Source organism: Cupriavidus sp. DL-D2 (assembly GCF_039710735.1).
Taxonomy (GTDB): Bacteria; Pseudomonadota; Gammaproteobacteria; order Burkholderiales; family Burkholderiaceae; genus Cupriavidus.
In genome coordinates, this window is sequence record NZ_JBDKXK010000004.1 from 131,228 (window position 1) to 146,437 (window position 15,210).

Annotated in this window: 16 protein-coding genes and 1 tRNA gene; 9 read left to right on the plus strand and 8 right to left on the minus strand. The window is 63.3% G+C overall.

The window, feature by feature from the left end; genetic code table 11:
• Positions 1-67 precede the first annotated feature (67 nt).
• Complete coding sequence (locus ABDB81_RS03520; RefSeq protein ID WP_346809796.1) at positions 68-1,360, minus strand: CmpA/NrtA family ABC transporter substrate-binding protein; 1,293 nt, start codon at positions 1,358-1,360, stop codon at positions 68-70.
• A 496-nt stretch (positions 1,361-1,856) separates the two neighbouring features.
• Between ABDB81_RS03520 and ABDB81_RS03525 the strand changes: the two genes are divergently transcribed.
• From ABDB81_RS03525 to ABDB81_RS03540, 4 genes are all read left to right on the plus strand, one after another.
• Complete coding sequence (locus tag ABDB81_RS03525) at positions 1,857-2,558, plus strand: fumarylacetoacetate hydrolase family protein (RefSeq protein ID WP_137925983.1); 702 nt, start codon at positions 1,857-1,859, stop codon at positions 2,556-2,558.
• A 4-nt stretch (positions 2,559-2,562) separates the two neighbouring features.
• A complete protein-coding gene (maiA, locus tag ABDB81_RS03530; protein WP_346809798.1) occupies positions 2,563-3,210 on the plus strand; it encodes a maleylacetoacetate isomerase in 648 nt (215 codons plus the stop codon).
• 158 nt (positions 3,211-3,368) lie between these two features.
• Positions 3,369-4,277 (plus strand): PAAR domain-containing protein, encoded by a 909-nt coding sequence (locus tag ABDB81_RS03535; RefSeq protein ID WP_346809800.1) that lies wholly within the window; start codon positions 3,369-3,371, stop codon positions 4,275-4,277.
• A 22-nt stretch (positions 4,278-4,299) separates the two neighbouring features.
• Positions 4,300-4,584, plus strand: a complete 285-nt coding sequence (locus ABDB81_RS03540; protein WP_346809802.1) for a hypothetical protein — start codon at positions 4,300-4,302, stop codon at positions 4,582-4,584.
• A 246-nt stretch (positions 4,585-4,830) separates the two neighbouring features.
• Here ABDB81_RS03540 and ftsY read toward each other — a convergent pair whose 3' ends face one another.
• On the minus strand, positions 4,831-6,111 hold the full coding sequence (gene ftsY / locus ABDB81_RS03545; protein ID WP_346809804.1) for a signal recognition particle-docking protein FtsY: 1,281 nt from the start codon (positions 6,109-6,111) through the stop codon (positions 4,831-4,833).
• A 60-nt stretch (positions 6,112-6,171) separates the two neighbouring features.
• Between ftsY and ABDB81_RS03550 the strand changes: the two genes are divergently transcribed.
• From ABDB81_RS03550 to ABDB81_RS03570, 5 genes are all read left to right on the plus strand, one after another.
• A complete protein-coding gene (locus ABDB81_RS03550) occupies positions 6,172-7,722 on the plus strand; it encodes a pitrilysin family protein (protein WP_346809806.1) in 1,551 nt (516 codons plus the stop codon).
• A gap of 15 nt (positions 7,723-7,737) precedes the next feature.
• Complete coding sequence (locus tag ABDB81_RS03555; protein WP_137924142.1) at positions 7,738-9,102, plus strand: pitrilysin family protein; 1,365 nt, start codon at positions 7,738-7,740, stop codon at positions 9,100-9,102.
• Between the two features lie 62 nt (positions 9,103-9,164).
• The gene (gene rsmD, locus ABDB81_RS03560; RefSeq protein WP_171020336.1) at positions 9,165-9,806 is read left to right on the plus strand and encodes a 16S rRNA (guanine(966)-N(2))-methyltransferase RsmD; all 642 of its coding nucleotides are present in this window, start codon (positions 9,165-9,167) and stop codon (positions 9,804-9,806) included.
• A gap of 219 nt (positions 9,807-10,025) precedes the next feature.
• A complete protein-coding gene (gene coaD / locus ABDB81_RS03565) occupies positions 10,026-10,511 on the plus strand; it encodes a pantetheine-phosphate adenylyltransferase (RefSeq protein ID WP_130392185.1) in 486 nt (161 codons plus the stop codon).
• A 66-nt stretch (positions 10,512-10,577) separates the two neighbouring features.
• Positions 10,578-10,838 (plus strand): YfhL family 4Fe-4S dicluster ferredoxin, encoded by a 261-nt coding sequence (locus ABDB81_RS03570; RefSeq protein WP_137924041.1) that lies wholly within the window; start codon positions 10,578-10,580, stop codon positions 10,836-10,838.
• 120 nt (positions 10,839-10,958) lie between these two features.
• Here ABDB81_RS03570 and pth read toward each other — a convergent pair whose 3' ends face one another.
• The 6 genes from pth to lolB form a co-directional block, all read right to left on the minus strand.
• On the minus strand, positions 10,959-11,555 hold the full coding sequence (gene pth / locus ABDB81_RS03575) for an aminoacyl-tRNA hydrolase (protein ID WP_137924042.1): 597 nt from the start codon (positions 11,553-11,555) through the stop codon (positions 10,959-10,961).
• Between the two features lie 102 nt (positions 11,556-11,657).
• Entirely contained in the window at positions 11,658-12,272 is a 615-nt protein-coding gene (locus tag ABDB81_RS03580) for a 50S ribosomal protein L25/general stress protein Ctc (protein WP_137924043.1), read from the minus strand.
• A gap of 177 nt (positions 12,273-12,449) precedes the next feature.
• Positions 12,450-13,403, minus strand: coding sequence for a ribose-phosphate pyrophosphokinase (locus ABDB81_RS03585; RefSeq protein WP_137924044.1), 954 nt, complete (start codon positions 13,401-13,403; stop codon positions 12,450-12,452).
• 92 nt (positions 13,404-13,495) lie between these two features.
• Positions 13,496-13,572 (minus strand) — tRNA-Gln (locus ABDB81_RS03590).
• A 64-nt stretch (positions 13,573-13,636) separates the two neighbouring features.
• The gene (gene ispE / locus ABDB81_RS03595) at positions 13,637-14,518 is read right to left on the minus strand and encodes a 4-(cytidine 5'-diphospho)-2-C-methyl-D-erythritol kinase (RefSeq protein WP_346809809.1); all 882 of its coding nucleotides are present in this window, start codon (positions 14,516-14,518) and stop codon (positions 13,637-13,639) included.
• On the minus strand, positions 14,515-15,111 hold the full coding sequence (lolB, locus tag ABDB81_RS03600; RefSeq protein WP_137924143.1) for a lipoprotein insertase outer membrane protein LolB: 597 nt from the start codon (positions 15,109-15,111) through the stop codon (positions 14,515-14,517). The genes ispE and lolB overlap by 4 nt, the downstream gene beginning before the upstream one ends.
• Between the last annotated feature and the right edge of the window lie 99 nt (positions 15,112-15,210).

The following is a 15,210-nucleotide window of genomic DNA, read 5'->3' on the forward strand; positions in this document are numbered from 1 at the left end:
GTCGGATTCCGCAGCGGTCTGAACGATGGTATTCACGGCAATCTCCCGGGCAGAGGCGTCAGAGCGGTCAGAGCGCCGACGCCTTGATCTTGAAGCCGTCGGCATACGCCTTCGGGTCCTTGGTGGCGTCCCACGTCACGCCATCGATCAGCTTGGCGGTACGGAAATCGCTCTTCGGCAGCGGCACCTGCGCGGCGGCTGCGCCTTGCTTGTAGATGTCGATGCGGTTCACCTTCTTCGCCACGGCCAGGTAGTCCGGATGGTCCTTGAGCAGGCCCCAGCGCTTGTGCTGCGTCAGGAACCACATGCCATCGGACAGGAACGGATAATTCGCGGCGCCATCCGAGTAGAACTTCATCGAATCCGGGTCATCCCACGTCTTGCCCAGCCCGTTGCTGTACCGGCCCAGCATGCGGTCCAGGATGATGTCCATGTCGGTGTTGACGTAGGACTTCGCGGCGATGGTCTCGGCGGTCTTGCGGCGGTTCGACGTGGAGGCGTCGATGTACTTCGACGCTTCGAGAATCGCCGCCACCATCGCGCGTGCCGTATTCGGATTCTTCTGCACGAAATCCGAGGTGGTGCCGAGCACCTTCTCGGGATGATCCTTCCAGATGGCCTGCGTGGTCTCGGCCGTGAAGCCGATCTTGTCGGCGATGGCGCGCGCACCCCATGGCTCGCCCACGCAGTATCCATCCATGTTCCCCACGCGCATGTTGGCCACCATCTGCGGCGGCGGCACGGTGATGGCCTTGGCATCCTGCATCGGATGGATGCCGTTGGCGGCCAGCCAGTAGTAGAGCCACATCGCGTGCGTGCCGGTGGGGAAGGTCTGCGCGAACACATACTCGCGCTTCTCCTTCATCATCAATGCCTTCAGGCTCGCGCCATCCTTCACGCCCTTCTCGGCCAGCTTTTGCGAGAGCGTGATGGCCTGGCCGTTGTGGTTCAGGTTCATCAGCACCGCCATGTCTTTCTTCGGCCCGCCGATGCCGAGTTGCACGCCGTAGATGAGTCCGTACAGCACGTGCGCGGCATCGAGCTCGCCGTTGACGAGCTTGTCGCGCACGCTGGCCCAGTTGGCTTCCTTGCTCGGCGTGATCTTGATGCCGTATTTCTTGTCGAGGCCCAGCGTCGAGGCCATGACTACCGACGCGCAATCCGTCAGCGGAATGAAGCCGATTTTCACCTCGGCCTTCTCCGGGGCATCGGAGCCGGCGGCCCATGCGCCGCTGCGCACCAGCGGGTCTACCAGCGTCATCACGCTGGCGCCGGCGATGCCAGCCAGTACGCGACGGCGCGTGGGGCTGGAAGGGGGATCGAGCAAGACAGGTGCGGCAGCTTCAGGGCGGGGTGGCATCGCGATGGCTCCGAAAGAAAAAAAAGCGTCCCCACTGCAGCCGTCTCGCAAAAAACGGATTGCAATGCAGGACGCCGTTGTCCGGTGGCGCGCTGAAATCTGAAAGGCGCACACACGCAAGTTGTGGATGTTCTGTTTGCTGCCCGGCCGTCGTTGGCCGTTGCATGGCACTACGCAAGCGGTGTGCCATGCTCGTTGCGGTGCACAAACGGGTAGCGCCTCGCGCGCTTTTCACCGAGCGGAGGCGCGGCGCGCCGGGCCGGTGCGGTGCGTCGCCATCGAATCGTGCGAATGGGAAAAAATCGTGCATCGCCATGCGCGACGCCGGCGCGTGGCTGCACGCCATGGCCGCGCCAGAATCGTGCAACGCACCGGCAGCGTGCGGTCCCACCTTGGGTGTATGCTTTCCCCCTGCCGCGCCGAGGCCACACTGGCCGTGTCCACCGAAAACGCCGGCGCGGCGTTCCATCAAAAGAGAAACAAGCTGGAGATCTGGATGACCGAGTTCGTATTTGCCCCGCAAGCCCCCGTCGGTGTGCCCGTGCGCGGCAGCAACGCAAGCTTTCCCGTGCGCCGTGTCTATTGCGTGGGCCGCAACTACGCCGCGCACGCCCGCGAGATGGGCTCGGACCCCGATCGCGAACCGCCGTTCTTCTTCTGCAAGCCGTCCGATGCCGTCAGCTATGTAGCCGACGGCACCGAGGGTACGTTCCCGTATCCGCCGGGCACCGGCAACTGCCACTACGAAGTGGAACTGGTTGTGGCAATCGGCAAGGGTGGCCGCGACATCTCCGTCGAACAGGCCGCCAGCCATGTGTATGGCTACGCGCTGGGTCTGGACATGACGCGCCGCGACCTGCAGAACGAATCGAAGAAGACCGGCCGCCCCTGGGAAACGGGCAAGGCGTTCGACAAGTCGGCGCCCATCGGCCCGATCGTGCCGGTTTCGGCCATCGGCCACCCGGAGAAGGGTGAAGTCACGCTGTCCGTGAACGGTGTGGAGAAGCAGCGCGGCGACTTGTCGGACCTGATCTGGTCGGTGCCTGAAATGGTGTCGTACCTGTCGAAGCTGTTCGAACTGCAGCCCGGCGACCTGATCTACAGCGGCACGCCCGAAGGCGTGGGTCCCGTGGTCAAGGGCGACGTCATGCAGTGCCACATCGCAGGCGTGGGCGACATGACCGTCAAGGTCGTCTGACGCCATGCTCGAGCTATACAGCTACTTCCGTAGCTCGGCTTCGTTCCGCGTGCGCATCGCCCTGAACCTGAAAGGGCTTCCCTACGACTACAAGGGCGTGCATCTGCTCAAGGAAGGCGGCATGCAACTGAAGCCCGAGTATCGCGCGCTCAACGCCGATGGCGTGGTGCCGACACTCGTGGCAGACGGCCGCCCGCTGATCCAGTCGATGGCGATCATCGAGTACCTCGACGAGATCCATCCGGAACCGGCCCTGCTGCCGAAGGACCCGTACGACCGCGCGGTCGTACGCGGCCTGGCGCAGGAGATCGCCTGCGAAATCCATCCGCTCAACAACCTGCGCGTGCTGAAGTATCTCAAGCACGAACTGAAGGTGACAGAGGAAGCCAAGGACGCCTGGTATCGCCACTGGATCGAACAGGGCTTTGCTTCGCTGGAAATCAACCTCTCGCAACTCGGCCACGTCGGCCGCTACGCGTTTGGCGATTCTCCGACGCTGGTCGACCTCTGTCTGGTGCCCCAGGTATTCAACGCGCAACGGTTCAACGTAGGCCTGACCCCGTTCCCGACGATCGCAAAGATCCATGCCGCGTGCATGGCGCTCGATGCGTTTCAGAAGGCGGCACCGGGAGTGCAGCCGGATAGTGAGTAGGGACGCTGATTTAGGATTCTTCCGATCCTCCAAGGCCTGACGCAATGTCGGGCCTTTTTTATTGGTTCTGTTGCATGCGTTCGGTCTTGCGGGAAGACAAATCCACTATCTCGGCTCACCGATATGCTGCGGGCGATCGATGTTTCTCAGGAGGACATGTGCGCGACATCCGATATCCGCTCCTTGATGGTGATATGACCTCCACAGGCGGCATTCTGATTGCCGTTTGTGAGCTGCCGGACTTGCACCATGGCAAGCAGGTCGCGGTGGAAGGAAATATTGCCACTTGCCCTGCCTGCAAATCCTCAGGCCCTGTTTTCAACGATTGCTTTCCCGACTACAGCATCGATGGGACGCAGATTCTGGTGAGCGGTGCCCGGGTTCATTGTGGCTGCGCGACGTTGCCCTTGGTGATTCAATCCCAGAATGACTTTACGGTCGAAGTTAACTGGAGGGCGCGCTACGGAATTGCGGCAGTCGAAGCGACTCCTGCGCCAAGCGATGGCGGATTTTGGACGACAAGCGTGGCGCAGTCTGGGTATGGTTCAGGGAAAACTGCGAACCCAACGCTCGACACTATCGAGGTATTTGTCTTCGACAGTCGCTACTGGCCACCTGACTCCTCTTTTGGGCACGCTGCCATTGGCATCGATGATGTCATCTACAGCCGTGCGCATAGCGTGTATTACAAAGGGTCCTTGACGGACTATCTTCGGTCAAACACTCGGGAGCGCTGGTGGGACGAGCTTCGCGCGCGATGGCGTGGCATGAACCGGGATGTTGTCGGCCTCGTCATGCGTTTGTCTTCGGAAGAAAAGGGGGCAATTCAGGATGAATTGGAGCGACGTGTTCGAGAAAGTGCACCCTACAGCCTCACACGGAACTCATGTAGTTCCAATGTGGCTGATGTGCTCGAAATGGTTGGTATTCTTGCGCACGATCCCCGGTATCTCGCGACGCCCGTGTCGCCAGCCGAGTTGCTTGGCGTGCTGGAAAAATCGGATCGACTGATCGAACGCAGGTTTTATCCAAAGGGATATCAAGGTGGCGCGTCCGGTAATTGGTAGGTTTGCGAAATGGGGCGTCGGCGTGATCGCCATTGCCGGAATCTGTATCTATGTCGGCGGATTTGTTATCGACATTGGTGGCCGCGTCACGACAAAGCCGGTGCTTCTCTATGAGCGGTTCGAAGGCATGCTGGCTGATGACCAGCCATTGCACGTGGTTGCCGAAAACACCAGATGCCGCGCTTTCCAGATTGGTATGAAAATTTTGATCAATTTCCGCATCTGGTGCGGCGGAAGCGTGGTCGGATGGACGGACGACACGGCGGCGTTCGATCCGCCGGTGGATATGAATTCGATAGTGCAGTAGCAGAAGCGGCGATTGTTGGCGCTAAATCGAAAACTCCCGGTTTTCTCCCCTCTCCCGCGGGCGGGAGAGGGGCGGGGGTGAGGGCAAGCGGTTCAAATTGCGATGTGGTTGGCAAGCGGAGCCTCCTGCCCTCTCCCCCAACCCCTCTCCCACTACATGGAAGAGGGGAACCAGCACCGCAAACGACAAAGCCCCGCAATCGCGGGGCTTTGTCTCGTCTGAAGCGGGAGCGAAGATACAACTGGCTTACCCCAGCAACGCCTCCGCAAATTCCTCCGCCCGGAACGGCTGCAGATCCTCGACCTTTTCACCCACGCCGATGAAGTACACCGGCACGGGGCGCTGGCGGGCGATGGCTACCAGGATGCCGCCCTTGGCGGTGCCGTCGAGCTTGGTGACGATCAGGCCGGTCAGGCCCAGGGCGTCGTCGAAGGCGCGGGTCTGGGCGAGGGCGTTCTGCCCGGTGTTGGCATCGATCACGAGCAGGCATTCGTGCGGGGCCGTGGGCATTGCCTTGCCGACCACGCGCTTGACCTTCTTGAGTTCTTCCATCAGGTGGAGCTGCGTGGGCAGGCGGCCGGCGGTGTCGGCCATCACGATGTCGATCTTGCGGGCGCGGGCGGCGTTCACGGCGTCGAAGATCACGGCGGCGGGGTCGCCGCTTTCCTGCGCCACCACGGTGACGTTGTTGCGCTCGCCCCAGATCGTCAGTTGCTCGCGCGCAGCGGCGCGGAACGTGTCGCCGGCGGCCAGCAGCACGGACTGGTGGTACGACTGGAAGTGCTTGCAGAGCTTGCCGATGCTGGTGGTCTTGCCCGCGCCGTTGACGCCGGCAATCATCATCACCAGCGGCTGCTCGCGGCCCAGCTCCATGGTCTTCTCGAGCGGCTTGAGCACCTGGACGAGCAGGTCCTTGAGCGCCGCCTTGACGCCCTCGGCGGTCTCGATGCGGCCATTCTTGATGCGGCGGCGCAGTTGGTCGAGCAGGTACTCGGTGGCTTCCACGCCGGCATCGGACATCAGCAGCGCGGTTTCCAGTTCCTCGAACAGCGCCTCGTCGACCTTCACGCCGACGAACAGCACGCCGATGTTGCGGCTCGTCTTCGACAGTCCGGCCTTCAGGCGCGTCATCCAGCCGCGCTTGGCCTCGGCCGTGGGCGCTGGTGGCGGCACCAGTTCCAGTTCCTCGACCACAGGGGGCTCGTAGGCGACCGGGGCAGGCGGGGGCGGCGGCACCTGCGCAGGCACCGGGACCGGAACGGGTACGGGAACCGGAGCCGGAGCCGGAGCCGGAGCCGGAGCCGGAGCCGGGACGGGTGACGGTACAGGTGCGGGAACCGGAACTGGAACCGGTACGGGAACGGGGATGGGCACTGGCGCCGGCACGGGGGCCGGTGCAGGAATTGGGGCGGGCGCGGGGACCGGCGTGGGGGCGGGGACAGGCGCAGGGGCGACAGGCGCCGCCACCGGCGGCTCGGCAGGCGTGGGAGCCGGCTCGGCCTTGCGCTTTTTCCAGAAACTAAACATTGGGAAAGGGGTCAATACCCCGGTAGAATCAATCGCCAAAATTCTAGCAGACGGGGTCGCATGAACCATTGCGCTGACTTGTCCGGACCGGGCGCCGCCCGAATCCAGTCGCTGCCTTCCCACGCCGCCCGGCCTTCCCGGCCCAGGTTTTCGCGGCCCATCCTATCCACGCTGATCGCTTTCGCCCTTGCCGGACCGCTGGCTGGCGGCGCATGGGCACAAGCCAAGGGGGAAACCGCCCGGGCCACCACGCCGCAGGGGCCGCCATCGGGCATGGCCACGGCCGGGCAGGTCGGTCAGTCGGAGGCGGGCACGACCGAGTTCCGGCTGTCTAACGGCATGCGGGTCATCGTCAAGGAAGACCATCGCGCGCCGACGGTTGCCCATCAGATCTACTACCGCACGGGCGGCTACGACGAGGTCAGCGGCACCACGGGCGTGGCCCACATGCTCGAACACATGATGTTCAAGGGCACGCCCAAGGTGCCGATCGGCGAATTCTCGCGGCAGATCGCGCTGCTGGGGGGCCGCGAGAACGCGCTGACCAACCGCGATTTCACGCTCTATTACCAGCAGATCGCCAAGCAGTACCTGCCGAAGATGATGGAGCTGGAGGCCGACCGCATGGCCAACGTCATCTTCAGCAAGAGCGAGTTCGAGCGCGAGATGAAGGTGGTGATGGAGGAGCGCCGGCTGCGTACTGACGACTCCCCGCGTGGCACTGTGTACGAGCAACTGCTGGCTACGGTCTATACGTCGATGCCATACCGGCATCCGGTGATCGGCTGGATGGACGACCTGGTCAACATGCGCGTCGAGGACGTGAAGGACTGGTACAAGACCTGGTACGTGCCGAACAACGCGCTGCTGGTGGTCACGGGCGACGTGAAGCCCGCCGAGGTGCGGGCGATGGCCGAACGCTACTACGGCAAGCTCAGGCCGCGCGAGCTACCCCTGCGCAAGACGCAGCTCGAGGCGCCGCAGAAGGGCATCAAGCGGATCTGGGTCAAGGCGCCAGCCGAGAACCCGTACATGGTCATGGCCTACAAGGTGCCGCGCCTGCATGACGTCGAAAAGGATGTCGATCCGTACGCGCTGGAAGTCCTGTCGGCCGTACTGAACGGCTACGACAACGCGCGGCTGACGCGCGAACTGGTGCGCGAGAAGCGTCTGGCCGATGACGTGAACGTCGGCTACGACAGCATCAACCGGGGCGAGTCGCTGTTCGTCCTGGACGGCACACCGGCCAGCGGCCATACCACCGACGAAATCGAAAAGGCGCTGCGCGAGGAAATCGAGCGGATCGCGAAGAATGGCGTGTCCGAGGAAGAACTCAAGCGCGTCAAGACGCAGGTGGTGGCCGGCCAGATCTACAAGCGCGACTCCGTGTTCGGGCAGGGCATGGAAATCGGCGTGTCCGAGATCGCCGGCATTTCCTGGCGCCAGATCGACCGCATGCTCGACAAGATCAAGGAAGTCACGCCGGCCCAGGTGCAGGCCGTTGCCGCGAAATACTTCAATGACGACAACCTGACGGTAGCCACGCTGCTGCCCCAGCCAATCGATCCCAACAAGCCCAAGACCGCTGCCCCCGAGGGCCTGCGTCACTGAGGAATTGCGATGACGATGTCTCTCTCCGTCATGACCCTGGCGTCCCCGCGCCTGGTGCGCCGGCTGGCCGCGGCAGTCTGCGGCACGGCCGCGCTGCTGGCCGGCACGGCTGCCCAGGCGGCCATTCCCATCGAGAACTGGACAGCCTCCACGGGCGCGAAGGTGTTCTTCGTGCCGAGTCCGTCGATCCCGATGCTCGACGTCAATATCGATTTCGATGCGGGCAGCCGCTATGACCCGCCCGGCAAGTCCGGGGTGGCCACGCTGGCTGCCGCGCTGCTCGACAAGGGCAGCAATGCCCAGGACGGCCAGCCCGCCCGGAACGAGGCGCAGATCGCCGACGCCTTTGCCGATACCGGCGCCGATTTTGGTGGTGCGGCCGGCAGCGACCGTGGCGGCATCGGCCTGCGCACGCTGACTGCGACGCAGGAACGCGAGCAGTCACTTCGGCTGGCAGGGCAGTTGATCAAGGCGCCGACCTATCCCGATGCCGTGGTGGCACGCGAGAAGCAGCGGCTGATCACGGCGATCCGCGAAGGCGATAGCCGGCCGGGCGTGATTGCCGACAAGACGCTGTCGAAGGCCATCTATCCTGCGCATCCGTATGGGGTGTCGGCGACGGTGGAGTCGGTCGGCTCGATCACGCGCGAGGATCTGCTGAAGTTCTGGCGCGACAATTACACGGCCAAGCGGGCCGTCGTGACGCTGATCGGCGCCATCGACCGCAAGCAGGCCGAGCAGATTGCCGAGGCCCTGACGCGTGGCCTGCCGGAAGGCGCCACGCCGCCGAAGATGCCGGACGTGCAGATGACGATCCCGGCCAGCGAGAAGCGGATTCCGCACCCGGCCCAGCAAGCCAGCGTGGTGCTCGGCCAGCCGTCCATCGCGCGTGGCGACCCTGACTACTTCGCGCTGCTGGTCGGTAACTATGTGCTCGGCGGCGGCGGTTTCAGTTCGCGCCTGACTGACCAGGTGCGCGAGAAGCGCGGACTCACCTACGGCGTGGACAGCTATTTCGCGCCGTCGCGCCAGCCGGGCCCGTTCGGCATCTCGCTGCAGACCAAGAAGGAAAACACGAACGAGGCACTGGCGCTGGTGCGTCAGATCGTGGCGAAGTACGTGGCAGAGGGACCGACCGATGCCGAGTTGAAGGCGGCCAAGGACAACCTCGTCAATGGCTTCCCCCTGCGCATCGACAGCAACCGCAAGCTGCTGACGAACGTGGCGAATATCGGCTGGTATGGGTTGCCGCTCGACTATCTCGATACGTGGACGGCGCAGATCAACAAGGTCACGCGCGAACAGGTGCGTGCGGCGTTCCAGCGCCATGTGCATCCGGACGCAATGGCCACGGTGATCGTCGGCGGCCCGGAAAAGTGATGTAGGCGCCTGCTCAGCGCGGATCCACGGTGTTCGGCGCGGGCAGGCTCTACAATCACGGCATGAATTCGCCATCCCGACCTTCGCCCGCACCGCGCGGGCGAACTTCTGCCCCCCGGCCTCCCCGCCAGGCACCTGCCCAGGTGCGCATCATCGGTGGTCGCTGGAAACGCTCCCTGCTGCCGGTACTCGAAGCCGAAGGACTGCGCCCGACGCCTGATCGCGTGCGCGAGACGCTCTTCAACTGGCTTGGCCAGGATCTCTCCGGTGTGACCTGCCTCGATCTGTTCGCGGGATCTGGCGCGCTGGGTTTCGAGGCGGCATCGCGCGGCGCCGCCGCCGTGACGCTGGTCGAATCCAACCCGCGCGTGGCAAAGCAACTGCGTGACAACCAGTACAAGCTCGATGCTTCGCAGGTCAGGATCGTGCAGAGCGATGCGTTCACCGCCGCGGCACAGATGCCCGCCGCCAGCTTCGACGTGGTGTTCCTGGACCCGCCTTTCGCAGAAGACTGGATCGGCCCTGCGCTGGAACATGCGGCGCGGCTGACGCGTCCCGGTGGAGTGGTCTATGTGGAGTCGGACCAGGCGCTGGTTGGTGCCGACGCACCGATCCCGGCGTCGCTGGAGATCGTGCGCCATGCCAGGGCGGGCGCCGTGCATTTCCACCTTCTTCAGCATCGCACCGCCAACGGCGCTGGCTAAGTCCGGGACGTATGATGACTGCCTGGCGGTTTCCCGCGCCGGGCAAGCGTTTGCGGGTGTGCTGCGATGCCGCAAAATCGCGTCGGGCGGACTTCCATTGCTGGATTTTGGGGTTACACTACGCCGCTGTTGATTGTCCAACGCTCGTCGCCTAGACAGTATTAGAAGCGGCCCATCGCCAATGGCAGGCCGCCAACGGGCACCCCCCAAGGAGGAAACATGGTCGTCGCCGTCTATCCCGGTACTTTTGATCCCATGACCCGGGGACACGAGGATCTCGTCCGTCGTGCGTCGAATATCTTCGACGAACTCGTGGTCGGCGTGGCGCACAGCCCCAACAAGCGCCCGTTCTTTTCGCTCGAAGAGCGCATCGGCATTGCACGCGAAGTGCTGGGCCATTATCCGAACGTCAGGGTCGAGGGCTTCTCGGGCCTGCTCAAGGATTTCGTGCGCAAGAACAACGCGCGCGTGATCGTGCGCGGCTTGCGCGCCGTCTCGGACTTCGAGTACGAATTCCAGATGGCCGGCATGAACCGCTATCTGTTGCCGGACGTCGAGACCATGTTCCTGACGCCTTCGGACCAGTACCAGTTCATCTCCGGCACCTTCGTGCGAGAGATTGCCGTGCTCGGTGGCGACGTCAGCAAATTCGTCTTCCCCTCCGTCGAGCGGTGGCTTAACGAGAAAATCGGCAAAGAGGAATAAAATACCGCCTTCGGTCCCGCCGACGTGGCCAGTCGGGCATGGGCGGGGTCGCTGGAAGGAATCATCATGGCGCTACTGATCACCGACGACTGCATCAATTGCGACGTTTGTGAACCGGAGTGCCCGAACGAAGCCATCTCGATGGGGCCCGAAATCTATGAGATCGACCCCAACAAGTGTACCGAGTGCGTCGGCCATTTCGATGAACCGCAGTGCCAGCAGGTCTGCCCTGTGGCTTGCATTCCGAAGGACCCGAACCGCATCGAGTCACAAGAGGTGCTGATGCAACGCTACCGGCTGCTGACCGCCGCCAAGCACGTCACCTGAAGCCGGAGACACATCCGGCCACTTCGTTCCGGCCCCCACCCCACAAAGCAGAAAATGAAAAACCCCGCACAGCCGCAAGGCTGGCGGGGTTTTTTACGTCCGGATCTCGGGAGCGAGGTGCTATCGGCCGGTATGCAGTTCCATCATCGCCTTTTCTGGCTCGCCCTTCGCGAGAATGCCGATAGGTCCAATGCAGCGGTCGATCGCTTCGTCGATATCTTGCTGCTCTTCCTTGCGCGGCGGCTTGAGCACAAAGTTGACCACATCCTCGCGACCGCCAGCGTTGCCACCCGGCGCATTGCGCGGGTGTCCCACGCCGATGCGCAGACGCCAGTAGTCCTGCGTGGTCAGATGGGCCGAAATGTCCTTCAGCCCGTTATGGCCGCCGGATCCACCACCCTTCTTGAGCTTGACCGAGCCGGCTGGCAGGTCCATCTCGTCATGGGCGACCAGGATCTCGTCGGGCAGGATCTTGTAGAAGCGAGCGAGTGCCACCACGGACTGGCCGGAGCGGTTCATGAACGTGGATGGCTTGAGCAGCCAGACGTCCTGGTCCCAGAGCCGGGCGCGGCCCGCCAGGCCGTGGAAACGGCCTTCCACGCGCAGGGTGGTGCTGCCCATGCGGGCGAGCTGGTCCACGAACCAGAAGCCCGCGTTGTGGCGGGTGGCTTCGTATTCCGCCCCGGGATTACCGAGGCCGACGATGAGCTTGATCATGCGTGCAAGAAAGCGGAAAGCAGGCGTGAAAGGATACGCGAAAACTGCGCACGAAAAAAAACCGCCGGCGAACCGGCGGTTTCCTTCGGAAACACAGGCAGCTTAGGCAGCCGGGGTGTCGCCTGCGGCAGCGTCGCCAGCTTCGGCGGACTGTGCACCAGCCGGCAGCGAGATGCTTGCCACGGCCGGGTTGTCATCACCGTGGGTGATGGCGGTCACGCCCTTCGGCAGCTTCAGGTCCGACAGGTGCAGCGTCTGGTTCAGTTCCACTGCGGCCAGGTCCACTTCGATGAACTCGGGCAGGTCGGCCGGCAGGCACGACACTTCCAGGTCATTGATGATGTGGTTCACGATGCCGTGGCCCAGCTTCACGCCAGGAGCGGTTTCCTGGTTCATGAAGTGCAGGGGCACCTTGACGTGGATCTTTTCCGAAGCCGACACGCGCTGGAAGTCAACGTGCAGGACCATCGGCTTGAACGGGTGCATCTGGAATGCGCGCAGCAGGGCCTTTTCGGTCTTGCCAGCCACTTCCAGGTCCAGGATCGACGAGTGGAACGCTTCCTTCTTCAGGGCGTGCCACAGGGCGTTGTGGTCCAGTTCGATCATCTTCGGTTCGGCGGCGCCGCCGTAGATGATGCCGGGCGTCTTGCCCGAATTGCGCAGGCGGCGGCTCGCACCCGTACCCTGTACGCTACGATCGAAAGCTACTACTTTCATGTTCAACTCCAGATGTGAAGAAGGCTGTCCGCGACCAGACAGCCTCGACTGACGGCACGATGAAAATACCGTACCGTTTGAATCACATTGGCCGCCCGAAGGCAGCCAATGCGGTAAAGCCCAAAATTCTAGCAGGAATCCGGCGACATCGCGCCGGACCGACGCTGGCTCGCCAGATCAGTGATCCGCGAACAGCGACATGATCGAGTCGCCCTTGACGATACGCGTGAAGGTCTCGGCCAGCAGCGGGGCGGTCGATACCTGGCGGATCTTGCCGGACTGGCGGGCTTCGTCGGACAGCGGAATCGTGTCGCATACCACCACTTCGTCGAGTTCCGACGCGGCGATGCGGGCAGCAGCGCCGCCGGACAGCACCGGGTGCGTGCAATACGCAAAAACCTTCAGTGCACCACGTTCCTTGAGCACCTGCGCGGCCTTGCACAGCGTGCCACCGGTATCGATCATGTCGTCCATGATCACGCAGTTGCGGCCAGCCACTTCACCGATGATGTTCATCACCTCGGAAACGTTGGCCTTGGGGCGGCGCTTGTCGATGATCGCCAGGTCGCAGTCGAGCTGCTTTGCCAGCGCGCGCGCACGCACCACACCGCCGACGTCGGGCGAGACGACCAGCAGGTCGCCGTAGCTCTTCTCGCGCAGGTCGCCCAGCAGTACCGGGGATGCGTAGATGTTGTCGACGGGGATATCGAAGAAGCCCTGGATCTGGTCGGCGTGCAGGTCCATCGTCAGGACCCGTTCCACACCCGCCACTTCCAGCATGTTGGCCACGATCTTGGCCGAGATGGCGACGCGTGCCGAACGCGGACGGCGGTCCTGGCGTGCGTAACCGAAATAGGGCATGGCGGCAGTGATGCTACGCGCCGACGCGCGCTTGAGCGCATCGACCATCACCATCAGTTCCATGAGATTGTCGTTGGTCGGCGCGCAGGTGGACTGCAGCACGATGACGTGCTTGCCGCGAACGTTTTCCTGGATTTCGCACTGGACTTCACCGTCGGAGAAACGGCCGACCAGCGCCTTGCCCAGAGGAATGCCGAGGTGCTGTACAACAGCCTCCGCGAGTTTGGGGTTGGCGTTGCCGGTAAATACCATCAAGCCTTCGACGCTCATTCGGGGCACCTGTCTTGCTGCTGGGGGAGCTTTGCGCTATCAGAAATTTCCGATAGCGAATGTTTGCTAGTCGCAAACACTATAGGAAGTAATGGCAGGGGAGGAAGGATTCGAACCCTCGTATGCCGGAATCAAAATCCGGTGCCTTAACCGACTTGGCGACTCCCCTACACAACCTTTATCGCCTGTCGCTGCACAAAACTTTAGTTCCGTACTGCGCCAAGCAAAAACCGCTAGACGAACCTTGCGAGCGGGTGCTGTGACAAACTTTTCACAACCCTGCCATCCCATTCGGACGGCAACCTTTCCATCACTCTCTGCGCTGCTTGCTCGTCTTCGAAACGGGCAAATACGCAGGCTCCGGAACCGGTCATCCTTGCATGCGGACTGTAGTGTCTCAGCCATTCAAGGGCTCGGGCAACTTCGCCGAACTTCGCTGTTGCTATCGCTTGCAAGTCGTTGCGACCGAAAGCGAATTTGTTTGTGCAAGCAGCGAAGTCCGCAACTATAGAGATCGGAGAATTCCTTGTCAAGCGTTCGTCCGAAAATATTGCTGCAGTGGGTACGTGCTGGCGCGGATGGATGACCACGAACCAACTCTCGGGCAGGTCGACCGGAGTCAGTTCCTCGCCCACGCCCTCGGCAAAGGCGTTCTGACCGAATACGAAGACGGGCACGTCCGCGCCCAGCCCCAGGCCAATGCGCATCAGTTCCTCGCGCGGTACGCGCGTGCCCCAGAGGTGGTCCAGCGCCAGCAGCGTGGTGGCCGCGTCGGACGAGCCGCCGCCAATGCCGCCGCCCATCGGCAGGATCTTGTCGATGGCGATATCGGCACCGAATTGCGTGCCAGTGGCCTGCTGGAGTGCGCGGGCTGCACGGACCACCAGGTCAGTGTCGGCTGGCACGCCGGGAATGTCCGTGGTACGAACAATCGCGCCATCGTCGCGGCGGTGAAAATGCAGGGTGTCCGACCAGTCGATCAACTGGAACACCGTCTGCAGCGTGTGATAGCCGTCTGGGCGGCGTCCCGTGACATGCAGGAACAGGTTGAGCTTGGCGGGCGCAGGGCAGTCGCGCAGGTCTGCCGGGGGCAGGGTAGTGGTGATGGTGCTCATTGCTTTGCCTCCGGGTCGATCACGAGCCGCACCGACAGCGGCGATTCGTTGCTGTCGCGCGCCATGTCGATACGGCGCGGCTGCGTGGCGGCGGCTTCCTGCCATGCCAGGTAGCGCACGGTCCAGCCGTTCTGCTTCAGGGTGTCAGGGCGGCCGCCGGCATCGCGCGTGATGTTCGATGTCGAGCCCGGGGCGGGCCGGCCGTGCAGCCAGTCACGCATGCCGGCCACGGGCAAGGAGAAGCCCAGTGCCTGTTCCATCAGGGTGTCCACTTCCGGGGCGTTGCGCGGCTTTTCATTGGGCAGGTCGAGCGTGGCGCCGGACGGCGTGCTCGTGACCACGGCCAGGGTCTGGCCGAGTGGCGAAATCAGGTCGAGCCGCACGTTGCGCCCCTGTTCTTCCCAGCGGAAGCTGCCCTGCACGCCTTCTTCGCGGCCATAGCGCGTGTAGTTGGCGGCAAATCGGCCCGTGTACTGCTGGGCACTGGCGGTCTCGCCGGTGTCGAAGCCTCGCGTAGGCGTGACGCTGGCGCATGCAGCCAGGAATAGCGGAGCAGCCAGGCCGAGCAGGGCCAGGCGTCGGGATCGGAAGATCGTCATGGAAGAAACGGTTGGCGATGAAAGGCGCAGCGCGTGGCAGCTTCAGAATGCAGCGCCCGGGCGCGGGGCCCGGGCGTTGGCATGATACGCAAT